This window comes from Pseudoalteromonas rubra (assembly GCF_005887115.1).
GTDB classification, from domain to species: domain Bacteria; phylum Pseudomonadota; class Gammaproteobacteria; order Enterobacterales; family Alteromonadaceae; genus Pseudoalteromonas; species Pseudoalteromonas rubra_F.
Genome location: NZ_PNCJ01000009.1, coordinates 1 through 17,524, shown reverse-complemented (window position 1 = coordinate 17,524; position 17,524 = coordinate 1). Strand labels below are relative to the sequence as shown.

10 protein-coding genes and 3 pseudogenes are annotated in these 17,524 nt (G+C 41.3%); 1 reads left to right on the top strand and 12 read right to left on the bottom strand.

Annotated elements, in window-relative coordinates; genetic code table 11:
* Positions 1–554 precede the first annotated feature (554 nt).
* The gene (locus CWB98_RS06305; RefSeq protein ID WP_138544073.1) at positions 555–2,018 is read left to right on the top strand and encodes a serine hydrolase; all 1,464 of its coding nucleotides are present in this window, start codon (positions 555–557) and stop codon (positions 2,016–2,018) included.
* 307 nt (positions 2,019–2,325) lie between these two features.
* Here CWB98_RS06305 and CWB98_RS06300 read toward each other — a convergent pair whose 3' ends face one another.
* The 12 genes and pseudogenes from CWB98_RS06300 to CWB98_RS24230 form a co-directional block, all read right to left on the bottom strand.
* Complete coding sequence (locus CWB98_RS06300; RefSeq protein WP_138544072.1) at positions 2,326–3,903, bottom strand: hypothetical protein; 1,578 nt, start codon at positions 3,901–3,903, stop codon at positions 2,326–2,328.
* A 49-nt stretch (positions 3,904–3,952) separates the two neighbouring features.
* Positions 3,953–4,924, bottom strand: a complete 972-nt coding sequence (locus CWB98_RS06295) for a hypothetical protein (RefSeq protein ID WP_138544071.1) — start codon at positions 4,922–4,924, stop codon at positions 3,953–3,955.
* Between the two features lie 1,104 nt (positions 4,925–6,028).
* On the bottom strand, positions 6,029–6,343 hold the full coding sequence (locus tag CWB98_RS06290; protein ID WP_138544070.1) for a hypothetical protein: 315 nt from the start codon (positions 6,341–6,343) through the stop codon (positions 6,029–6,031).
* A gap of 395 nt (positions 6,344–6,738) precedes the next feature.
* Positions 6,739–7,347 carry a hypothetical protein gene (locus tag CWB98_RS06285; RefSeq protein WP_138544069.1) on the bottom strand — a complete coding sequence of 203 codons (609 nt, stop codon included), beginning with the start codon at positions 7,345–7,347 and terminating at the stop codon, positions 6,739–6,741.
* Positions 7,348–7,379: 32 nt separating this feature from the next.
* Positions 7,380–7,529: pseudogene (locus tag CWB98_RS24395) on the bottom strand (transposase); the annotation flags it as partial.
* Between the two features lie 636 nt (positions 7,530–8,165).
* Positions 8,166–8,927 carry a hypothetical protein gene (locus tag CWB98_RS06275; RefSeq protein WP_138544068.1) on the bottom strand — a complete coding sequence of 254 codons (762 nt, stop codon included), beginning with the start codon at positions 8,925–8,927 and terminating at the stop codon, positions 8,166–8,168.
* Between the two features lie 11 nt (positions 8,928–8,938).
* Positions 8,939–9,175: a hypothetical protein gene (locus CWB98_RS06270; RefSeq protein WP_138544067.1), complete on the bottom strand. Its 237-nt coding sequence runs from the start codon at positions 9,173–9,175 to the stop codon at positions 8,939–8,941.
* Positions 9,176–9,182: 7 nt separating this feature from the next.
* Positions 9,183–9,419: pseudogene (locus tag CWB98_RS06265) on the bottom strand (transposase); the annotation flags it as partial.
* A 695-nt stretch (positions 9,420–10,114) separates the two neighbouring features.
* Entirely contained in the window at positions 10,115–10,462 is a 348-nt protein-coding gene (locus tag CWB98_RS06260) for a hypothetical protein (protein WP_138544066.1), read from the bottom strand.
* An 18-nt stretch (positions 10,463–10,480) separates the two neighbouring features.
* On the bottom strand, positions 10,481–14,170 hold the full coding sequence (locus CWB98_RS06255) for a DNA/RNA non-specific endonuclease (protein WP_138544065.1): 3,690 nt from the start codon (positions 14,168–14,170) through the stop codon (positions 10,481–10,483).
* 15 nt (positions 14,171–14,185) lie between these two features.
* Positions 14,186–16,819 carry a filamentous hemagglutinin N-terminal domain-containing protein gene (locus CWB98_RS06250; protein ID WP_138544064.1) on the bottom strand — a complete coding sequence of 878 codons (2,634 nt, stop codon included), beginning with the start codon at positions 16,817–16,819 and terminating at the stop codon, positions 14,186–14,188.
* A gap of 415 nt (positions 16,820–17,234) precedes the next feature.
* Positions 17,235–17,516: pseudogene (locus CWB98_RS24230) on the bottom strand (FixG Ig-like domain-containing protein); the annotation flags it as partial.
* Positions 17,517–17,524: the final 8 nt, after the last annotated feature.

Sequence of the window (17,524 nt, the reverse complement as noted above, 5' to 3'; positions counted from 1 at the left end):
AGGCTAGCTTATTGTGGTAGGAGGTCAAGCCAGATAGAACAAAAAAAACACTAAATTGTACTGGTTCAATTAATGAACTCTGCGCAATCTTGTGAACACAGAAACATAAAACTCTTTTATATCAACCATATTTGTATAAATAAAAATCAATTCTTTACCAATAAGTGTGATGATGTGTTGCGTCGTATATAGGGTGATTGACCTATCAACGTAGTTAGGTTTTTTACTCAAAGTTTGCCTGGGGCGACGCCAAACCACCAGCCAGACTGAGTCTAAGTCGAAGGTAAATATGATTGTTCTGGTTTAACCAATATGACTGAGGACGCACAAAAAATTTCTTTGCAAAAGACGTTTGATTACACGCCCGTTGTGCCATTTTTCTCGTTGTTAAAACCACTACTTCTTCGTGAATCTGACTAAGACTCGTAAAAAATGCAGTATTAGCTTTTTTAAAAAAAAGCTTTAAGCAATTGATATATAATAAAATTAAAATTGGTATGTTACTTGTTATGTATGATGTTATCTTCACAATGAAAATGCGTAACGGAACTATCATGTACAAGAACAACAGAGTCTTACTATCCACCTTATTCTGGTTTGTCACCTTACTATGGTCGTCACTGGCAAAAGCGGAGCCGGTAGACAAGCTTATCAAGACACTCATGAAGGAAAGGCACATTCCAGGTTTACAGCTGGCAGTGATTAAAGATGATAAAATTGTTAAGCAGGGCAACTATGGCTTTGCAGACTTACAGCATCAGGTGCCTGTGACAGAAAAAACTGTATTCCCAATTAACTCAATGACAAAAGCCTTTACTGGCGTTGCTATTGTGCAATTGGCAGAGCAAGGCCTTATCAACATTGATGACGAAATTGGCAAGCATTTACCCGACTTACCAAAAACATGGCAGTCACTCAAAATTAATCAGCTAATGGGACACACTACAGGCTTGCCTGCGATCCTGGCAGCTAATCGAGGTCTTGAAACTCTCATACCTCATGACGCGGAAGCTTCCTGGCTGGAAGTCCAAAAGCATCCGCTTCAATTTACACCTAACTCTCGTTTTAGCTATAACCAAACTGGGTATGTAATCTTGGGCAAGCTCATTGATAAATACATACCAGGTGGATTTACCGATTTCATTACTAAAAATCAGCTTGAACGCGCTAAGATGCCGAAGACTGCACAGGCGGGCTTTGACTACCTGGAACGCATGGTACCAAACCAAACTCGTCAGTATATTCATTTAAGTGAAAATAATTATAAAAATTTCTATGGTGAGTTTCCGTACATTTTAAGAACCGCCGCGGGGATGAGCTCAACGGCAACTGAACTTGCCAACTATATTGTGTCATTACAACAAGGTGAGTTGGTTAAAGATCTCAATCTATTATGGACACCCGTTAAACTTAATAACGGGCGTACTGAAGGATTCAACAACAAAGAAAATGGATATGCAATGGGCTGGCAGGTGAACCAGCGGAAATACCACAGTGCAGTCAGCGCAAGCGGTGCGAACGCCGTTACCATGATCATATATCCAGAAGACAAGGTTTCTGTGGTGGTATTGACCAACCTATTAGGCAGCTTGCCAATTACTTTTGTCGACGAAGTTGCTGCTTACTATATTCCTGGTTTCAAAGATGAACATAAGCAAACTGCCTATCAGCCCATGGCATACTTAAAGTCACTGACAGATAAAAAAGGGTTTAAAGACTTTGCGATAGTATTTGCACAAGCACAGCAAGACACGGGCGTAACATATGATTTGGAGATCCTGGTTGAGTGGGGTAACAAGCTGGTGAATAATGGTCGAGTTGATGATGGTATTGCAGTGTTTGAATTCGCGCTAACTCAGAATAATGAACAACCGTACTATCATAGCAGTGTTGCTGAAGCCTATGAGCTAAACAAGCAATATCCACTGGCACTAAAGCACTATCAGCAAATACTGACAATAAACCCAAACAGTCAGTATGCCAAAAACAAAGTCGCGGCTATCAAGGGCTATTTATAACTCTGGCTACGTAAAAAATCACATGCAGGCATATAGCCCTGGCATTTTTAAATACCAATTTACTTAATTAAGTGTGCTATTTTGAGGCGAGAAAATATGTTCGATAACCAGGCAAAAACTTTGCTATTTATTTGTTTTAAATGAGAGGTTTTTAACACAGTTAGCGTCAAATTGAACAGGTATTAAGTGAAATTGGTATAACCTGTCCGTAAAAGGCTGAACTCAATACATAATTTAGGGTCGTAGGAATAACAAACAACACAAGGTTGAATGAGTGGCGATATAACCCCGCCACTCATGCTGATTATCAGCGGATAACAGTGGCCAGTCGCTTTTTAATAATTGGGTGTGTTGTTGTTTGATAAAACTCCGTCAGCTTTTCTATATTCTCATTGGACAGCGCATAACCTGCCCGTTCATACGTTCTTATAAATGCATCGATGGCATTGACATCAGACGTGCCTGCCAGACTGGCAATAACCTGATCTTGGTATGCTTCGTTGTGCGCAAGCGATTTAATCGCATTTCGCCTGACTTGTGTATCAATATGGTGCAAATAATCAGGCAGCCTTTCAATCAGGGCTGGATTTTTGCTATTCGCAATCGCGAGTATGGCCGTTGACAGTTGCTGAGATTCTGTCAGTTTACGATTCAGAAAACGCGCTACCTGCTGAGACTGTTGGGGAGAAAACTTGCTCATTGTGCCAATACTGAGCAGTGCCACATCGGCAAGCGCCTGCTCGGCAGTATCGTCTGCAACGGATTGCAAGCTGGCAAATGCTACGTTAGATGCATTTTCTATTCGCCCAAGCGCCATCGCGACTTTCTGCAATGATGACTGGCTGAGATCACGCTCCGTCAGCAGATCAGCAAGCGTTTGCTCGGCCTCCAGTGTCTGCGCTTTTTGCAATGAATAAATCAGTGCTGAGCTCAAGCCTGCGTGGTCCTTTAGGTACGCTTTTAAAGTGCCGTAATCATAATTTTCCAGCATAAACTGACCTATCGCTTTTGCCACAGCGGGATCTAAAGAATCAGCCAGTTGTTCCAGCTGCTTCAGAAAGTTGTCAGCGGTGATCTCAACAAGAGCCGATTGATTATCCGGTGACATAATGCCTTTATTATGAGAGGCACTCCAGTTCGTTTGATCTGTATGCATATGCTCGATAGGCAAGATAGTGACCGTCTGTATAACCTCATACTGTTGAGTACCCTGGTGCAAAATTTGTTGATTGCTATAGTCCAGTTTTTGCAGATTAGGCTGATTTGCTACCCTGTTGTCTGAGGGTTTTAAGATAAGTCCCCAACTTTCTTGCTCCTGTTGATCTTGCTGTCTTTGTTGTTCTATTTTTACCCGACTTATTGTATTCCCACTCTTTTGAAAACGGTACGTGCTCTTACCCAACGCATCTGTAAACGTCAGTGGGTCTGTTAGTGAATAACTCATCAAATCGAGCACTTTAGGCAACACCCACAATGGGTGTGCTTGAGTCAGCCCGAGCATATCTGATTGGGTAAATTGTTGCCCATTATAAGAAAAATAAAAAGGCAGCTGCTGGGGCATCGGCTGTATTTTGCTGTCAGAAATAAACTCAATATCCGTTAACAATGCGGGCGATACTGAAGAGGGATCTGTATTGGGATAAAAGTACATTTTCCAAGATAAATCCGAGTGCGCAAACGCAGTGCCTTTTTCGCTCAGTACCGCAGATTGAATAACGACCTGATAACCTGAAGTCAGTACCTCACCTGAGGTATTTTTAATATCACCAGTTCCGAGCGACTCAGCTTCTGAATGCTCATTAACACGCTGGTATGTCCCACTGAATACAAAAAACACGATCACCAACAGACTTAAGAAAGCCGATGTAATAATTATTCTTTTCATAACGCAATCTCGACATGGTGGCCTTGTTCAGGCCACCAGTTACAACAGTTTATAAATTTTCCCAAACAGGGCTCGCGTATTCGTAAAGGACGGTTTCGCGCTGGTACAGCGGATCCCATTTCATTACATCTACGTTAAATTGCAGCAGTCCCCAGAGCTTTTTGCAGTAAGCCTGAATTTTGCCGTCTCCACCTGTCAATTTAGTGCTGACCTTTAACTCCAAAAAGCCTTGCTCTATCACCGCCTCGTCTTCAACGATACGGCGCACACCAGCTTCTACATACCCCTTGCCTTTTACTTTAAGCAGATTAACCTTACCTTTTACGCCAGCTTCTGATATGCCGTGACCGAATGAACCATAAGCGGAGCTAGATACAACACCACCAACATATGGCTCTACAGATGCATAGATATAGTCTGGGCGTCTAACGCCTTCGGCTTCGAAAGGCACTTCATTTCCATGCCCACCAATCACTCCACCTACCGTGAATTCAGCACCAGCTTCGATACCCGCTCCAAATTTCACACCTAGTTTTAGTAAACCCAACGGGTCTAGTGGCAATTCCACTTTAGGTTTAACCGGTTCAGGGATCAGATCAAAGTAGTACTCAACAGGGTAGGTGATCGACGCATCCAACAAATCATCGCAGTTTGGTTTAATACTCGCGACAGTGTCATCTCCAACTGTAAAGTTGAAGTTCATGCCCTGTGTACAATCAAGCTTGCTGGGATTAAATGAAAACTCCAACTCACCAATCGACATCTTAAAATCACGATTGTGTAGCTTTAACCAGTTCCCTGCTTGATAAAACCCCTGTGTTGCCCCATTCTCAACCTTATCAACATACATCCAGCCTTGTTGATCTCGATATTGATGAGACTGGCCGATTACCCGATTCTTCTGAATAGTCCGGGCGTTACGTTCAACATAACCCGGATCTTTGTACAGATACGCTTCCACTGCCGGAGACAGTGTGGTTGCACAGAGCATGCCCAACAGTGCAGCAAATTTAAACTTCATAATTTCCTCATTAATTTATTAGTATTTTCGAATTTTGTTTCTACAGATGTTGCGCAACGGGAACAAAATAACCCACAAACTTTACATTTACTTTTCAAAAGTACCTTTTAGTGGGAAATGAGGTGTTTGTATATATGATGTTCAAAAAAACTAGCACTATAGTGCCAATCTTGTTTTACTTTGAATTTATTAGAGTTTTTATCCTACTAAATACACTTTCAGCAGCACTGTACTGTCACTTTTGTAGCATGTAGCCTTGTGGACAAAATCAATAGTTGCAATAAATGAAACAGCATTCAAATACACATCAGTAGGACAGGTTTAAAATTACTTGCTCCGTACTTATAGCCAGATAATTTCTAATACCTTGCCGTGTTATGTGGGGTTCGCTAATCCGCGGAGCAGATCTCTGTGGTGTTTACAAGAAAGACAGTGGGGCAGGTGCAACTTCGATGATGTCAGTGACATTAACGGCCAAAATGGCAAATACCCCTGTAAAATTCACAGGAATATGCGGAGATATCAGCGACAGCTTGAGATATATGCGGAACACGGGTATGCCCATGCAGAATTTGGCGCTCTCTTATTGTAAATAAAATATGGTTGCACCTTATTTTTTAGTCTCCAACTGAACAATGCCCGGTAAACCTCACCGAGCATTTTCAGGTGATAACTACGATGGTACTCATACTACTTTATCGTGATGAAATTCACGTCTGATAGCCCAGGATATATCGTGCACTTGTCTCTGGCATAAACCTCAACTCGTGCTTTAGTCGTGTAAGCCGTCAGAGCTAATGAGAGTAATGATTGCCCTATTGGGGTGTCAACTTTAAACTGCATGCGTTTAGCAGGCAGAGTATGGCAACTTCCCTCTTTTTCATGCAAAACAGTATCCGATGTAAATAGAATAGAACACATATCATACGTGTCTACATAGCCGCAATACACACTCTCTATCAAAGCATCTCTTACATGTACTGCTGCATTCACAGTTCCTGATACAACCAGAGTTAACGCAAATATAATGTATTTCATAATTCCTCTTCTCTCATAATTTCGACATTTAAAGACAAATTTAATTCCACCTATTTTAGTCATTGCTTAGTCGCTGGATTTGTTATGTTTCTTGATCATGTCATATGCATAAAACAGGTAGCCTGATGCAAAAATCAGCACTACTGACAAAAAGGTTAATACGACTTTCCTGGGAAGAGTACTAGCATTAAATGCTCTAGCAAAAGCATATCCCCACATCACAAGCATAGTAATCATAAGGCAAGCTTTTTCTATTGCTTTGTAACTATCGACACCTTTTTGCCCGTAGCTCTGAAGCACAAGAACAACAGTAAACTGTCCAACCAATGCATAAATAAACGTCCCCCAGAAAAATGGTGACCAGTACTTTCTAATATCCATAATCATTTGAAATTTATCTAAAGCAGGTTTTTCAACTAAAGCTTTATATATCTTCCCGTTAAAATCATGCCAATAACAAAGGCTAAAAAAAGTAATAGCTTGATGACCAAGGGAATAGCATCAGTTACTTCCTTTCCCAATACAGCCATTAAGAGCAAAGAGAAAAATGACCCCAAAATCATGATTATATCAATTGATTGTTTTTACATCACAACTTAGCCCTCATAAACATCAGTGTGTCGTGGTCAACTAATCCAGGACACTAATTTAGGTAGTGCTAGTACCCACCCAACAAGAGGTGCCTATGATCAGGAAGCCTCTTTGTCTCATAGAGCTACTCAGATTAACTCCACAGGAGCATCCATATAAAGCTCGCTATTTTCTCTGTCTATAACCTATTTTCTGGTTCGCTCAATATAATCACGCACAGATTTATGAATAGACAGAGCAACTTTTGCAATTTCAGCATAACCCTTTCCATCGTCTTCAGCAGCAACGCTGTTCAAGTACTCCAGATCCCTGATGTCACCCAAAGTACCTAGAGCTATTAATACAGACCTCTTGGTATTGAAATGGTTGTTATTTCGAACCTTAATAACATAATCCCTGATAGAATCCCTGTTCAGTTCAATTAAACCTCTGTTATTTGATTGGATAAGTACACTAGCTAAAACCAACTTAACCTGAGGCATCGAGTAGACTTCAATCAAGTCTTCATATTTCCCAATTGAGTCAAATTTATGATGATACATATCAAAAACAAAACATGCGTAACGTTCACTCCCCAAATTGTCCCACCCTGCATATATTAAATTAGCAAGCTTTGTTCTTTCAGATAAAAGAGGTGTAGGTCTAGGCTTTTCAACATCCTCTTTATTATAGACCTCTGCTGTTTTTAGTGACTGTTTAACAATACCTGATATCACTTTATTATTTGTGTCATAAAATCCACACGCAAACGAATTGAGACTAAAAAAAAGCAAAAAACAAGAAAATGCATTCATAGTTACTTTTACCTCATTCCGTTCAAGTGGGTAAGCCGTTTTTCCTCGACGCAGTCTCGTCGATGCTCATACGACTTACCCGTGAAACGGTATTTGCCAAACAGAAATGCGCGCCGCACACAACGGGAAATTCAGTGGTAGTATTTGGTATCCGATAAGCTGACCTGTCTCTTCCTTGTCATTGGTACAATCTATCACCCTCAATCCATGAGTATTATCTAAAGGTAGACGGCGTACATTATCTACGCCAATTTGGGGTGGCTGTCCGTGTAACCACGTGTAACCTACTGTCCACGTAACCCCCGTAACTAGTGTAACTCGCACTGTTAAGTTGGCTGCCCACGTAACCCCAACTTTTATGAATTTAAAAATCGCAGCTAGAGCTTCATATATCTGCCGACTAGAGCTATACCTAAAACAAAAATAAAAAACAAAAGCCATTTTAAAATTAATGGGACGGACTCGACCGCTTCATTTCCAAGAAGTGCCATAGTTACAAGGGTCAAGAATGACCCAAGTATCATTAACACACCAATTTTTTGTCTGTTCATTATATTTACTCTTTACATACAAAAACTGGAGCGACATATATGGACGCTCCATATATGTCCATGTGACTTGGCACGGCAACACGGGTAACATAACGAACGGGATAACGAAAATTCGCTATTCCGCAGACCTAATCGGCTTGACATCGCTGGAGCGTCCATATACGTCCATGTAACTTACTCATGTAACTCAATGTAGCTATTGATGACCATATAGCTCCATAACTTCTAATCACCTGTCCATGTCACTACCACAATTCCTATCCAAACTTACTTCTCAATAGGTAAATTTGGTAGCATTCCCATTCCTATCATTAACTTTTCAGCAGGATAATACCCATTTTCATAAGAACTAATTAGGTAGTAGTCCCTTTTTTCTTCATCGTATAACGGAGAATTTGAATAACCATAGAACCCAGCCAATACATAATAGTACTCTCCTTCATACCCTTTAAAGCTTATTCGGCTCAAATTATCTAAAACTTTTAGCATTCCAAGCTTGTCTTGATTCTCAATAAGCACATCCATCATCACCTTGCCATACTGAAGTGCAATTTCCTTATCACCTTTATCATAGCTTCTTCCTAGAATATCCCCGAGCTTATCTTTATTACTATAACGGCCATGATTGTACAAAGAGTATAGATTATATAATGCATCCAAGTCTCCTTCTTCAGAAGCCTTCTCTAGAAACATCACCCCTCTTTTAAACTTCTCTGGGTTACTGGAGTTAGACCAAAAAGTGCCAGCCACAAAGAAAACATCTCTATACTTTAAATCCAACAAGGGTAAAAAGTAATATTCAGACTTTTCAATGCTTTTCTCTACACCATAAAGTCCGTAACCATATACTAAAGATAGCAAATAGTTAGATAAATTCTTATCCTCATGAGAGTCTGACAACAACAAGCTCATTACGTCATCTTTCTTTAACTTACCTTCTTTAAAAATATCAACTTCAATATCCTTAAGAGTCAACTCAGCTTTCAAAGAAAAACTAAAAAGAATTAATAGCGACATTATTAACTTCATAACCTACCTCCTCATGGGGAATGAGACTGCAAGAGCATAGCCTCTGCAAAAGCAGTTAAATGTGTCATCACATTATTATATAAAGAGTTTTCCACCTGTATATAACTTTCTGTACCGTTTATGTTTATACTGGCTTTCACACCTACATTACCCTGATTATTAAGGTAGGCTTTGGCTCCAGCGCCATTGAGATCATTCAAATCTACACCATAGCCTATAGAGGCTTCAACTCCTCCTTTGTTGTCCACAGAAACTATCCACATACAACACAAGATGCGTGTGATTGCTCATCACCGCATAGCCACATACCTCAATACAAAACACCTTGACCAAAGCCAGTAGTTTTTCCTCGACCCAGTCTCGTCGATGTTCATATGACTTACCCGTTAAACGGTCTTTGCCATACAAAAATGCACGCCGCACACACCGGGAAATACAGTGATAATATTTGGTATCCGATAAGCTGACCTGTCTCTTCATTGCTATTGGCATAATTCATTACCTCAATCCATTGAGTATTACCTAAAGGTAGACGGCGCACATCCCGTACGCCAATTTGGGGTGGCTGTCCATGGGAGCTATCTGCACGCCAGCTTTAGGTGGCTGTCCATGTAACTCTTGTGTTCACCGTGTCTAAATACCTTCAATCTGTTGTCAATGGTTCTTGGATATTACTACAGAGAAATGAACCATATCAGCCGCAATAGACACAATCAGGGCAGCACAATGCATCAAGGTTTAGGTTGTCAGGTGAGCTCGACATGGACAAGGGTCACTGAACCCGTGTGGCTGTAGTGAGCCACTGACAACCGCTTATCTGTTTGCGAAAGTACGATGAAAAAAGGTCAACCCTGCCTGTGCAAAACCCGACAAAGGCACGGTCGTTACAGACCGAGTAAGTGTGTAATTTTAGGGTGGGCAGACTCGGGACTCATTAGGGGCGCTGGATAACCAGTCAAACCCGGATATATGTCGGAGCAACACATTTATAGCGGACTGGGCCAAACATCAGGCATGGCAACACGGGTAACATAACGAACAGGATAACGAGAACTCGCTACCCTGCAGGCCCACTCGGCTTGACATCGCTGGAGTGTCCATATATGTCCATGTGACTCATTCATAAAAAATGCCCGTCATTGACGGGCATTTTTTTATATTAAATATCAGTCATTCCAGTTGTTGGCTTACTCGCCACCTTTTAGCCAGTCCGACTTTTCGTAGGTGTACTCTATGTTAAAGCTGCTGTCCGGGTAGAGGGTAAAAGTCAATCCCCAGATCTGCTCGCCTGTCGTTTCCTGCAGATTATCACGAAGGAAAAAGGCTGCTTTGCTCAAATCCAAACTTGCCTGCAAAGGTACTTCCCTATCCAATACCGGAGGAAGCTTATCTCCACCTATATATCGCCACGCATTACTTGCGGTTGCCCCGTCACCTATTTGCAGTACCATTTCCAGCTTATCAAACTGCTCTTCCGGATAAAAATGTGCGTATAATACATTAGCAATAATGTTATAAGCTTGTTCTGTATTCATATTTGCTATAACCATCAGTTATTGAACAAAAGAGTATGGTGTTGGTACACCATCTACCTTAGCGGTAACCCGTATAATATTCGGCCTAGTCGCTGTTGGATTGTCAGGGTACCCAACTTTAATATCAACGTATACCTCTTTTCCATCTTTTAACGCCTGACCCAGTTCACGCTCCATTGATCGATACAAATCTCGATTGAGCTCGCGAGTCATTGGTACCATATTAATCTTATCACCGGCTCCACCTAAATGGGTGGCTATCAAATGACCACCATCATGTAGTTCATGGCTCTGTGCATTGCCGTCATGCCCGGTTTTTGTCTGTTGGTAGGTGTTTCTGTCAAGCTTAACCCCTTTCCCGGCTTCACCAGAGACAGAAATGACCCGACCATGTGCGTCGGTCGTATAGCTGTGACCATTGCTCAACACATACTTGGTGTCTGCTTCAAGTTTACCATTGACTCGCTTATCCCAATTACCTTTACTCCCTACGGGTACATGTACTTCATTAAGTAACCCTGAAGGTAAGTCGACATTTCCACCTTCTTTTCGATTATCGTCAAAGATATCTTTAATTTGTTTTGCCAGCTTGTCGTTGAGATAGTTATTGCGCTTTAACCAGTCGATCATCTCATCGGCTGTTTTAAACCCAGGAATAATGCGCTCTAATGCACTTTCTCCAAGGAAGGAAGCCAACCCTTTTGCAAGAGCAGTCGGATCGCCATTTGCTGCACGATAAATTGTCCACAACTCTTTTGCAGTCAGCGCAACATCAACTGCTTTCAATATCGACAGGAATATAGGTATCAGGAAAGCAGCATTATTCGCAGCAGCACCTTCCGCCGCAGAGGCTGCAATATCGACATCGCCATGTGCAGCAAATGCCCCCAGTGCGCCTGACAATTTGGCATAATCCACACCTGCAGCGAGAATCAAGTCAACCTGTTTATTGAGCTTGTCTGACACTTCTTCAGAGCGGAAGTGTTCAAGAACCTGCTCCGGAGTTTTTCCTTGTGCTTTTAAGTCATCAACAACTTCTTTGTTTTCCTCTAGCAGCTCTTTGATAGCACTTGCTTTGTAAATATCTGCAGTCATTTCGCCTATGACTGCACCACCAGCACCTGACGCACAACCATGACCTCCATTTGCATTGGTAACTTCAGACGTTAGTGCACCTCTGACGCAACCCGCACCGGCGTGCGCAATATATCTGACTAAGTTGTTGATATCCCCTTTCTTGAAGCTAATTCCGATTTCCTTAGCCATAGCGTCACCCAGCGTATTAACCGCTGTGGTTGCAAGTGATTGCGTTAGAGACTTACTAAAGTCACTTAAACTGCCACCATCAACGATCGTCGAAACACCCGCTCGAACGGTTGACGCCATCACAGCTTCAGCAGCCTGATTGGCTAGCTGAATTGCTTTTTCACTTTCAAACAGTGCACTCCCTATATCTGCACTATTAAAGAATTTCAGGCTTTTAAAAGTTTCACTATTTAATATCCCTGCAGTCGCTATTGCTGTAGCTAATGACCTAATGCCATCTGAGGACAACATTGTTCTGATAGTACCGTCCAGGCCCTTACCACTTGCAAGGCTCGTAGCAGCCTGAGACGCCATTGTCGTAGCAGCAGCCTGGATCATTGCGCTTGTCGCTGTGTGTGTAATTGCGCCAGATGCAGTCTGTGCACCGAAGTTTGCAGCTATCGATCCCTGCCCTCCGGTCCAGCCCATACCACCAGGTCCCATTGCAACAGATACAGCAATTGCAATAACGGCCATAGCTGCTGGCGACAAGGCACTGGTTCGTTCATGAACCTCTATACGCTCTAATTTTTGGAATGCTACGTCCAGCAAGCTTTCTGAACAGTTTGCAAAATCTGCATCGTTTCTTATGCTAAGCGGAAAATTTGCCAGCTCTGAGGCCGACGGACACGCAAATTCAGAGTCATTATAAATAGTCGACATCCAACCTAAAGAGTCTGTTCCTGTGAACCCACCTATAATCTCCTTAACGGTTTCACCCTGGTACTGTCCTAACTCCAGCTTAATACCATGTGTCGCATTTACTTTTACTCCACCAACGATATCATTATAAACAGCAGTATCAGAGGTATTTTGAATTGTCTCTGTTTTGATTTTCCATGTTGATTTCTGAACTTTATTATAAAAGTAATGGTTATGATCCTTTGCAAGCAGGAAGTTAACCTTGCCATTTCTGGCGTCAATTTCAGTACCCACAGCTGAAGATATATCTGCTGCTTTAAGTGTTATTTCTCCGAAATCAGAAGCAATCTTTATTCCTTTTCCAGCTTCAAGTGCAGAGCGAATAGCTATGGTCTCGAATTCTTGTTCCTGAACCGTTGTTTTACCCCACTTTTTCTGCCGGCTTGCTTGGTACTCATCAAATTCATTGGCAATGTAAATACCATTACTGGCAAGAATGTCTATTGTTCCTTTATCTGCATAAAGCTTTGATGCGTATAGCTCTACTTTGCCACCAGCCATCAAAGCGATACTGTCTTTTACACTCAATTCCGTCATGAGGTTTTCTACAGTACCGACATCCTCAGAAAAGCGAGGCGAAGAAAAGCTTGAAGAAGAACTAGCTTGCGCTGACTTAAGTATGATGTTATTCGCAGCATTAAAGGTAATGCTGTTACCTGAAACTGACGCACCTTCCAAAACAATGTCGTTACTTGCTTTAATGTATATATTATTGCCGTCAAGGCGAGCGATATTACCGAAGAGGGAGCCTTGAGAATAAGGCGTCTCATATCTGTGAACCAACGTTTTTTGTACGTAGTTATTTGTGAAAATATTAACATTATCCGCAGCCGAGAACTTGCTCGATAGGTTAGAAACAGTTCCACCTGCAACGATATTTAGGTCACCTTTGGCAATAACGGCTCCGTCCACCACAGTAACATTATTTGCAGCCCGAATAATCGCGTTACTATAGGTGTAGAGATTGCCAGTATCGACAGTGATGTTTCTAAATTCATTAGAATTTCCATGAAACTCAACCTGATGACCACTGACAGTCTGAGCAGTAATGGTTGAATCAGTTAAGTGCAATATTGGGATTAGCACACTTCGGCCACCAACTGAGCGCTTCTCGGGCCAAATAAAGTTGGAACCAAATGCATTCACTTGCGCCCTAGTTACTGCACTGCCAAACTTAACCTTGCCAGTTTTTGCAAATAAATATGCATTATTATACAGGCCATTTATTTGATTGGATTCACTTGTGTAACCAACTAACAAATTACGGTTCAACTGGTTATAGATCTGTGCACGCACAAACCTAGATTGCACAAAGCTATCCCCTATCCTCTCACCTAAAGGGTAGATAGGAAAAATGACAGTAATATCGCCAGTTCGGACAGGAACCATGAGCGGTGATTCAAGTGATTGCTTGTTTGTGGTTTTTAGCTTGTTAAAAAAACTCTCGATATTTTGCACTGAAGAGCTAACAACTTTATTGTCAACAAAATCAGATTTGGCGTACAGATACTCACCACCATTATATACTCTCGTATATTGAGGGTTATTTAGCTCTGCGTTTATTTGCGAGCTTGTCATTGCAAAAGCAATACTTGGCAGCATCACCTGCCAAAGTATTAAAAATATATTAAGAATGGCAACTGACTTTTGCCAAAGAGGAACTTTATGTTCAAAATCCCCATTTTCAATTCTGTTTTTCATAATCACAACTCTGTTTTACTTTGGCAACTTTGAAATTAAAATCTTCCCACTTCTTTTCATAGAGACTTGTCGACAAAAATCTCTACCAGACTGGCAGCTAGTCACTGTGGGCTGTCTTGTATCATGTATAGCCATATAACCACTTACAATATAGCCAAATTCAACCATGGTATCGTTTAATGTTATCTGGTAAGCAGTTCTATATGCTGTAGTTGGTAGCCAAGTATCATAACCATCGATTGGGTTTACTCCATATCGCAAACCACTAATATATTTATCAAGCTTTGCTTCGATCTGAGCAATCGTAAAACCTGTGTTTCCTACAAATTTATCTTTATTTGTATTGGTTAATAACTTATCCAGGTCAACTGTATGCTTTTTACTACTACAGTCAGTTCTAAAATCATCATCTGTATTAGGAATAATTACCCTTCGGCATGTTGACAACCAGAATGTTAAAATATCACCCTCTACTGAAAATGAAGTTACTGTTGCAGAATCATCTAGGCCCCGGTTATATACCAAGCTAGCCATGTATTGATTTCCTGCTTCTGCCTTGTCTACCTCAAGACCTTTTACGTTCTTTAGGTCAAGATCGGCTTTTGAAGGCAGATCCTCTCTCACCCCATAAACGCCACCATGAAATGACAGCAGAGTTTCGGCCTCTACGTGGGTCTCTATCACCTCGGAGCCGCAACGACCTGTAGATTGACAATATCTAGCATCTGCATATGTATAAGTATCGGTATCTGAAGAAAGTTGTAACCCAATCGAAGTTAATTTCAGATTGTTAAAATACGCTTTAGAGAATACTTCTACGTAAGAGAAAAGGTTATTAAACTCCTGTGTTGACCTTGGATTTTTTGTGCCATCACTTACTCTAAGCTTGCCAAACACAATTATCCTTCCAGGTGGGGAGTAATTTACAACTTTTGATTTATTACCTTTCTCTGATGCGTATACCTGTGTTTTTGAGTCGTTAGTTATGCTAAAACCAGAGTAGTATACAGTGTCAACATCAAGGCGATAACGTTCGTTAAAAACCTTGTTTGCATTGATATCAAAGGTACCACTTTGACTAAGACTTAGAATTGCAGATGAGTTCAAGATATAATTTTCAACATCAATTTCAAGATTGTTTTCCGCTTGAAATATCACCGAATTTGAGCGTGACGCACTCACTTTGATTGATGCACTCCAGTCGTTAGCACCTTTACTCAGTGTATATGGATTAATGTTCTCAAATGCCTTTGCAGAAACAGAAATTTTGCTCGCAAATATTTTAGCGCTAAGATCCGGCATTGATTTATATTGTATTTTTTCTTTTATTATATGATAAATACCCTGCTCTAGCTTTTCGTGGTCTTTTTCAAGTTCCAGCAACCCCCAAGATTGGGTGATTTCCTGTCCGCTTCGTCTTACCCCATTGGCCACTAAGCCATTTCGAGACTTAAGCGTTAATTCTTGACTTCTAATAATACCGCCATAGGCATTCACGATATCACCACTCGTATCCACAACCATTGATTTCGCATTAATACTTTGCTGGTTAGCAAACTTACTGCCCGATACCTCAATATCATGAGCTTCAATGTCACCACTATTAAACACACCCGAACTGGCAAAGAAAGAGGCTTTTCCAGACAGAATCACGCCAGTATTACTAAAGCTACCTGCGGATACCACTTGTACAGTTTTGTCACTGAGAATTGTTCCCCTGTTAATAACGGAAGGCGTAATCGGACGATTTGAATTAAACATCGGTCCAGGCATGCGAGAAACTGTGATATTACCCACATTTGATAAGGCAACTCCCTCATTCGGTACAAAAATACCATTGCTAGAGTTACTGGAAGATAAGGCCTTGGTTACGGTATCAATTTTAGTGCCACTCGATACCTCAATACCCATGGAAGATGCAATAGAGAAGCCAGCGGATTTATAATTACCGTTTAATGCCAGAGTAGGAATACGCCCATATCGATTGAGCATTGCATAGTAGTCAACAGGTGTATTGTCACTAGCGAGTATTCTTCCACCATTGTATTCAATAGTGTAATTACCCACATAGAATGAAATACCACCAGTTCCTACTTCAATATCACCTTTTTCATCCATAACAAGGTATTCCCCTTTCTGATTGAATGCCTTTAGGTTGATGTCTACTGTTGAGCTGCTATGAGTTCTCAAATCATGAGTATATATTTCAAGTGACTGTGCTCCTGGCGCATAGATTTTACCTAATGAGAACGTACTATAGTTATTCATTCTGTTGGAGTTAGTACGAATGTCACCATTAGAATAATACCCATTTACAAGACTAATTCGCTTTGCATTTTCAAAGCTACAATTTGAACAGCTTATCCCACTCGGATTAGAGATGATCAAATTGGTCGGATGCCCAAGCACCTTTATCTCTGTATCAATCACTTGCCCAGTAATGTTGATATGAATCAGGCTTTTCTTTGCATCGCCATTATAAATCAGCAGAGGTTTGCCCAAATCTAGTGAGGAAACCTGTAGCACAGCACTACCCGAGCTAGATTGCTCCGGCGTTATCGCATAAAACCCGTCAAATTCCTTCAGACTGTTCGCACTAGCAAACATTGAAGTACAATATAAAAGCAGCAAGAAAAGTAGCTTCTTCATAAATATTTGGTACCTATTTAACACCCATAACAAGAGTGCCCATAAGCACCCTATACTCAAAAGTTGCGCATCTTAACAATTGTATTTTTTACAATCAATTGAGTGACTCCTGCAGGACAGAGAGCGACAGTCGAGGGTAGGCTATTTTTTCATTAAATCAGTACATTAATTAATACATATGGTTGTAAAGGAATGTAAACAAGGTGAGCACGACACGCATGAACAATTTTCAGAAAAACGCAATGAAGATATCACCATAAGTGCTGCCAGCCACGCCTGTGCCGCTGCCGTGTGCCATGTGGTTGATCACTGCATCAACATAGATATTTACACCCGCGGCTTTACAACGCTCCACCATATCGGTGAACTGAGCACGATTACCGCTGCGGCTCTCAAGTAGATAGCTCACTGGCTGATAACGTGTCCACCGCAGCGTCAAGTCGTACGGGTCAATCACCACAGATAAAGGCTGGTCTATAGTTGAGCCTGCCGCGATTTGAATTTCCTGTTTTCCAATGATCGTGAAGTCAGACAAACCGCGAACGCTGATCAGGAAAGTCTGAGGCTCCTACGCCTTGTTGATCATTTTCAGCGTATAGGTATTTTCCACCAGGCCCTCTACATTAACCCGGTAAAGCTGATTTCTGTCTCTGATGATATCCAGATGAGCAACTCGAGCAGTGAGCAACTCGAGCAGTGAGCAAC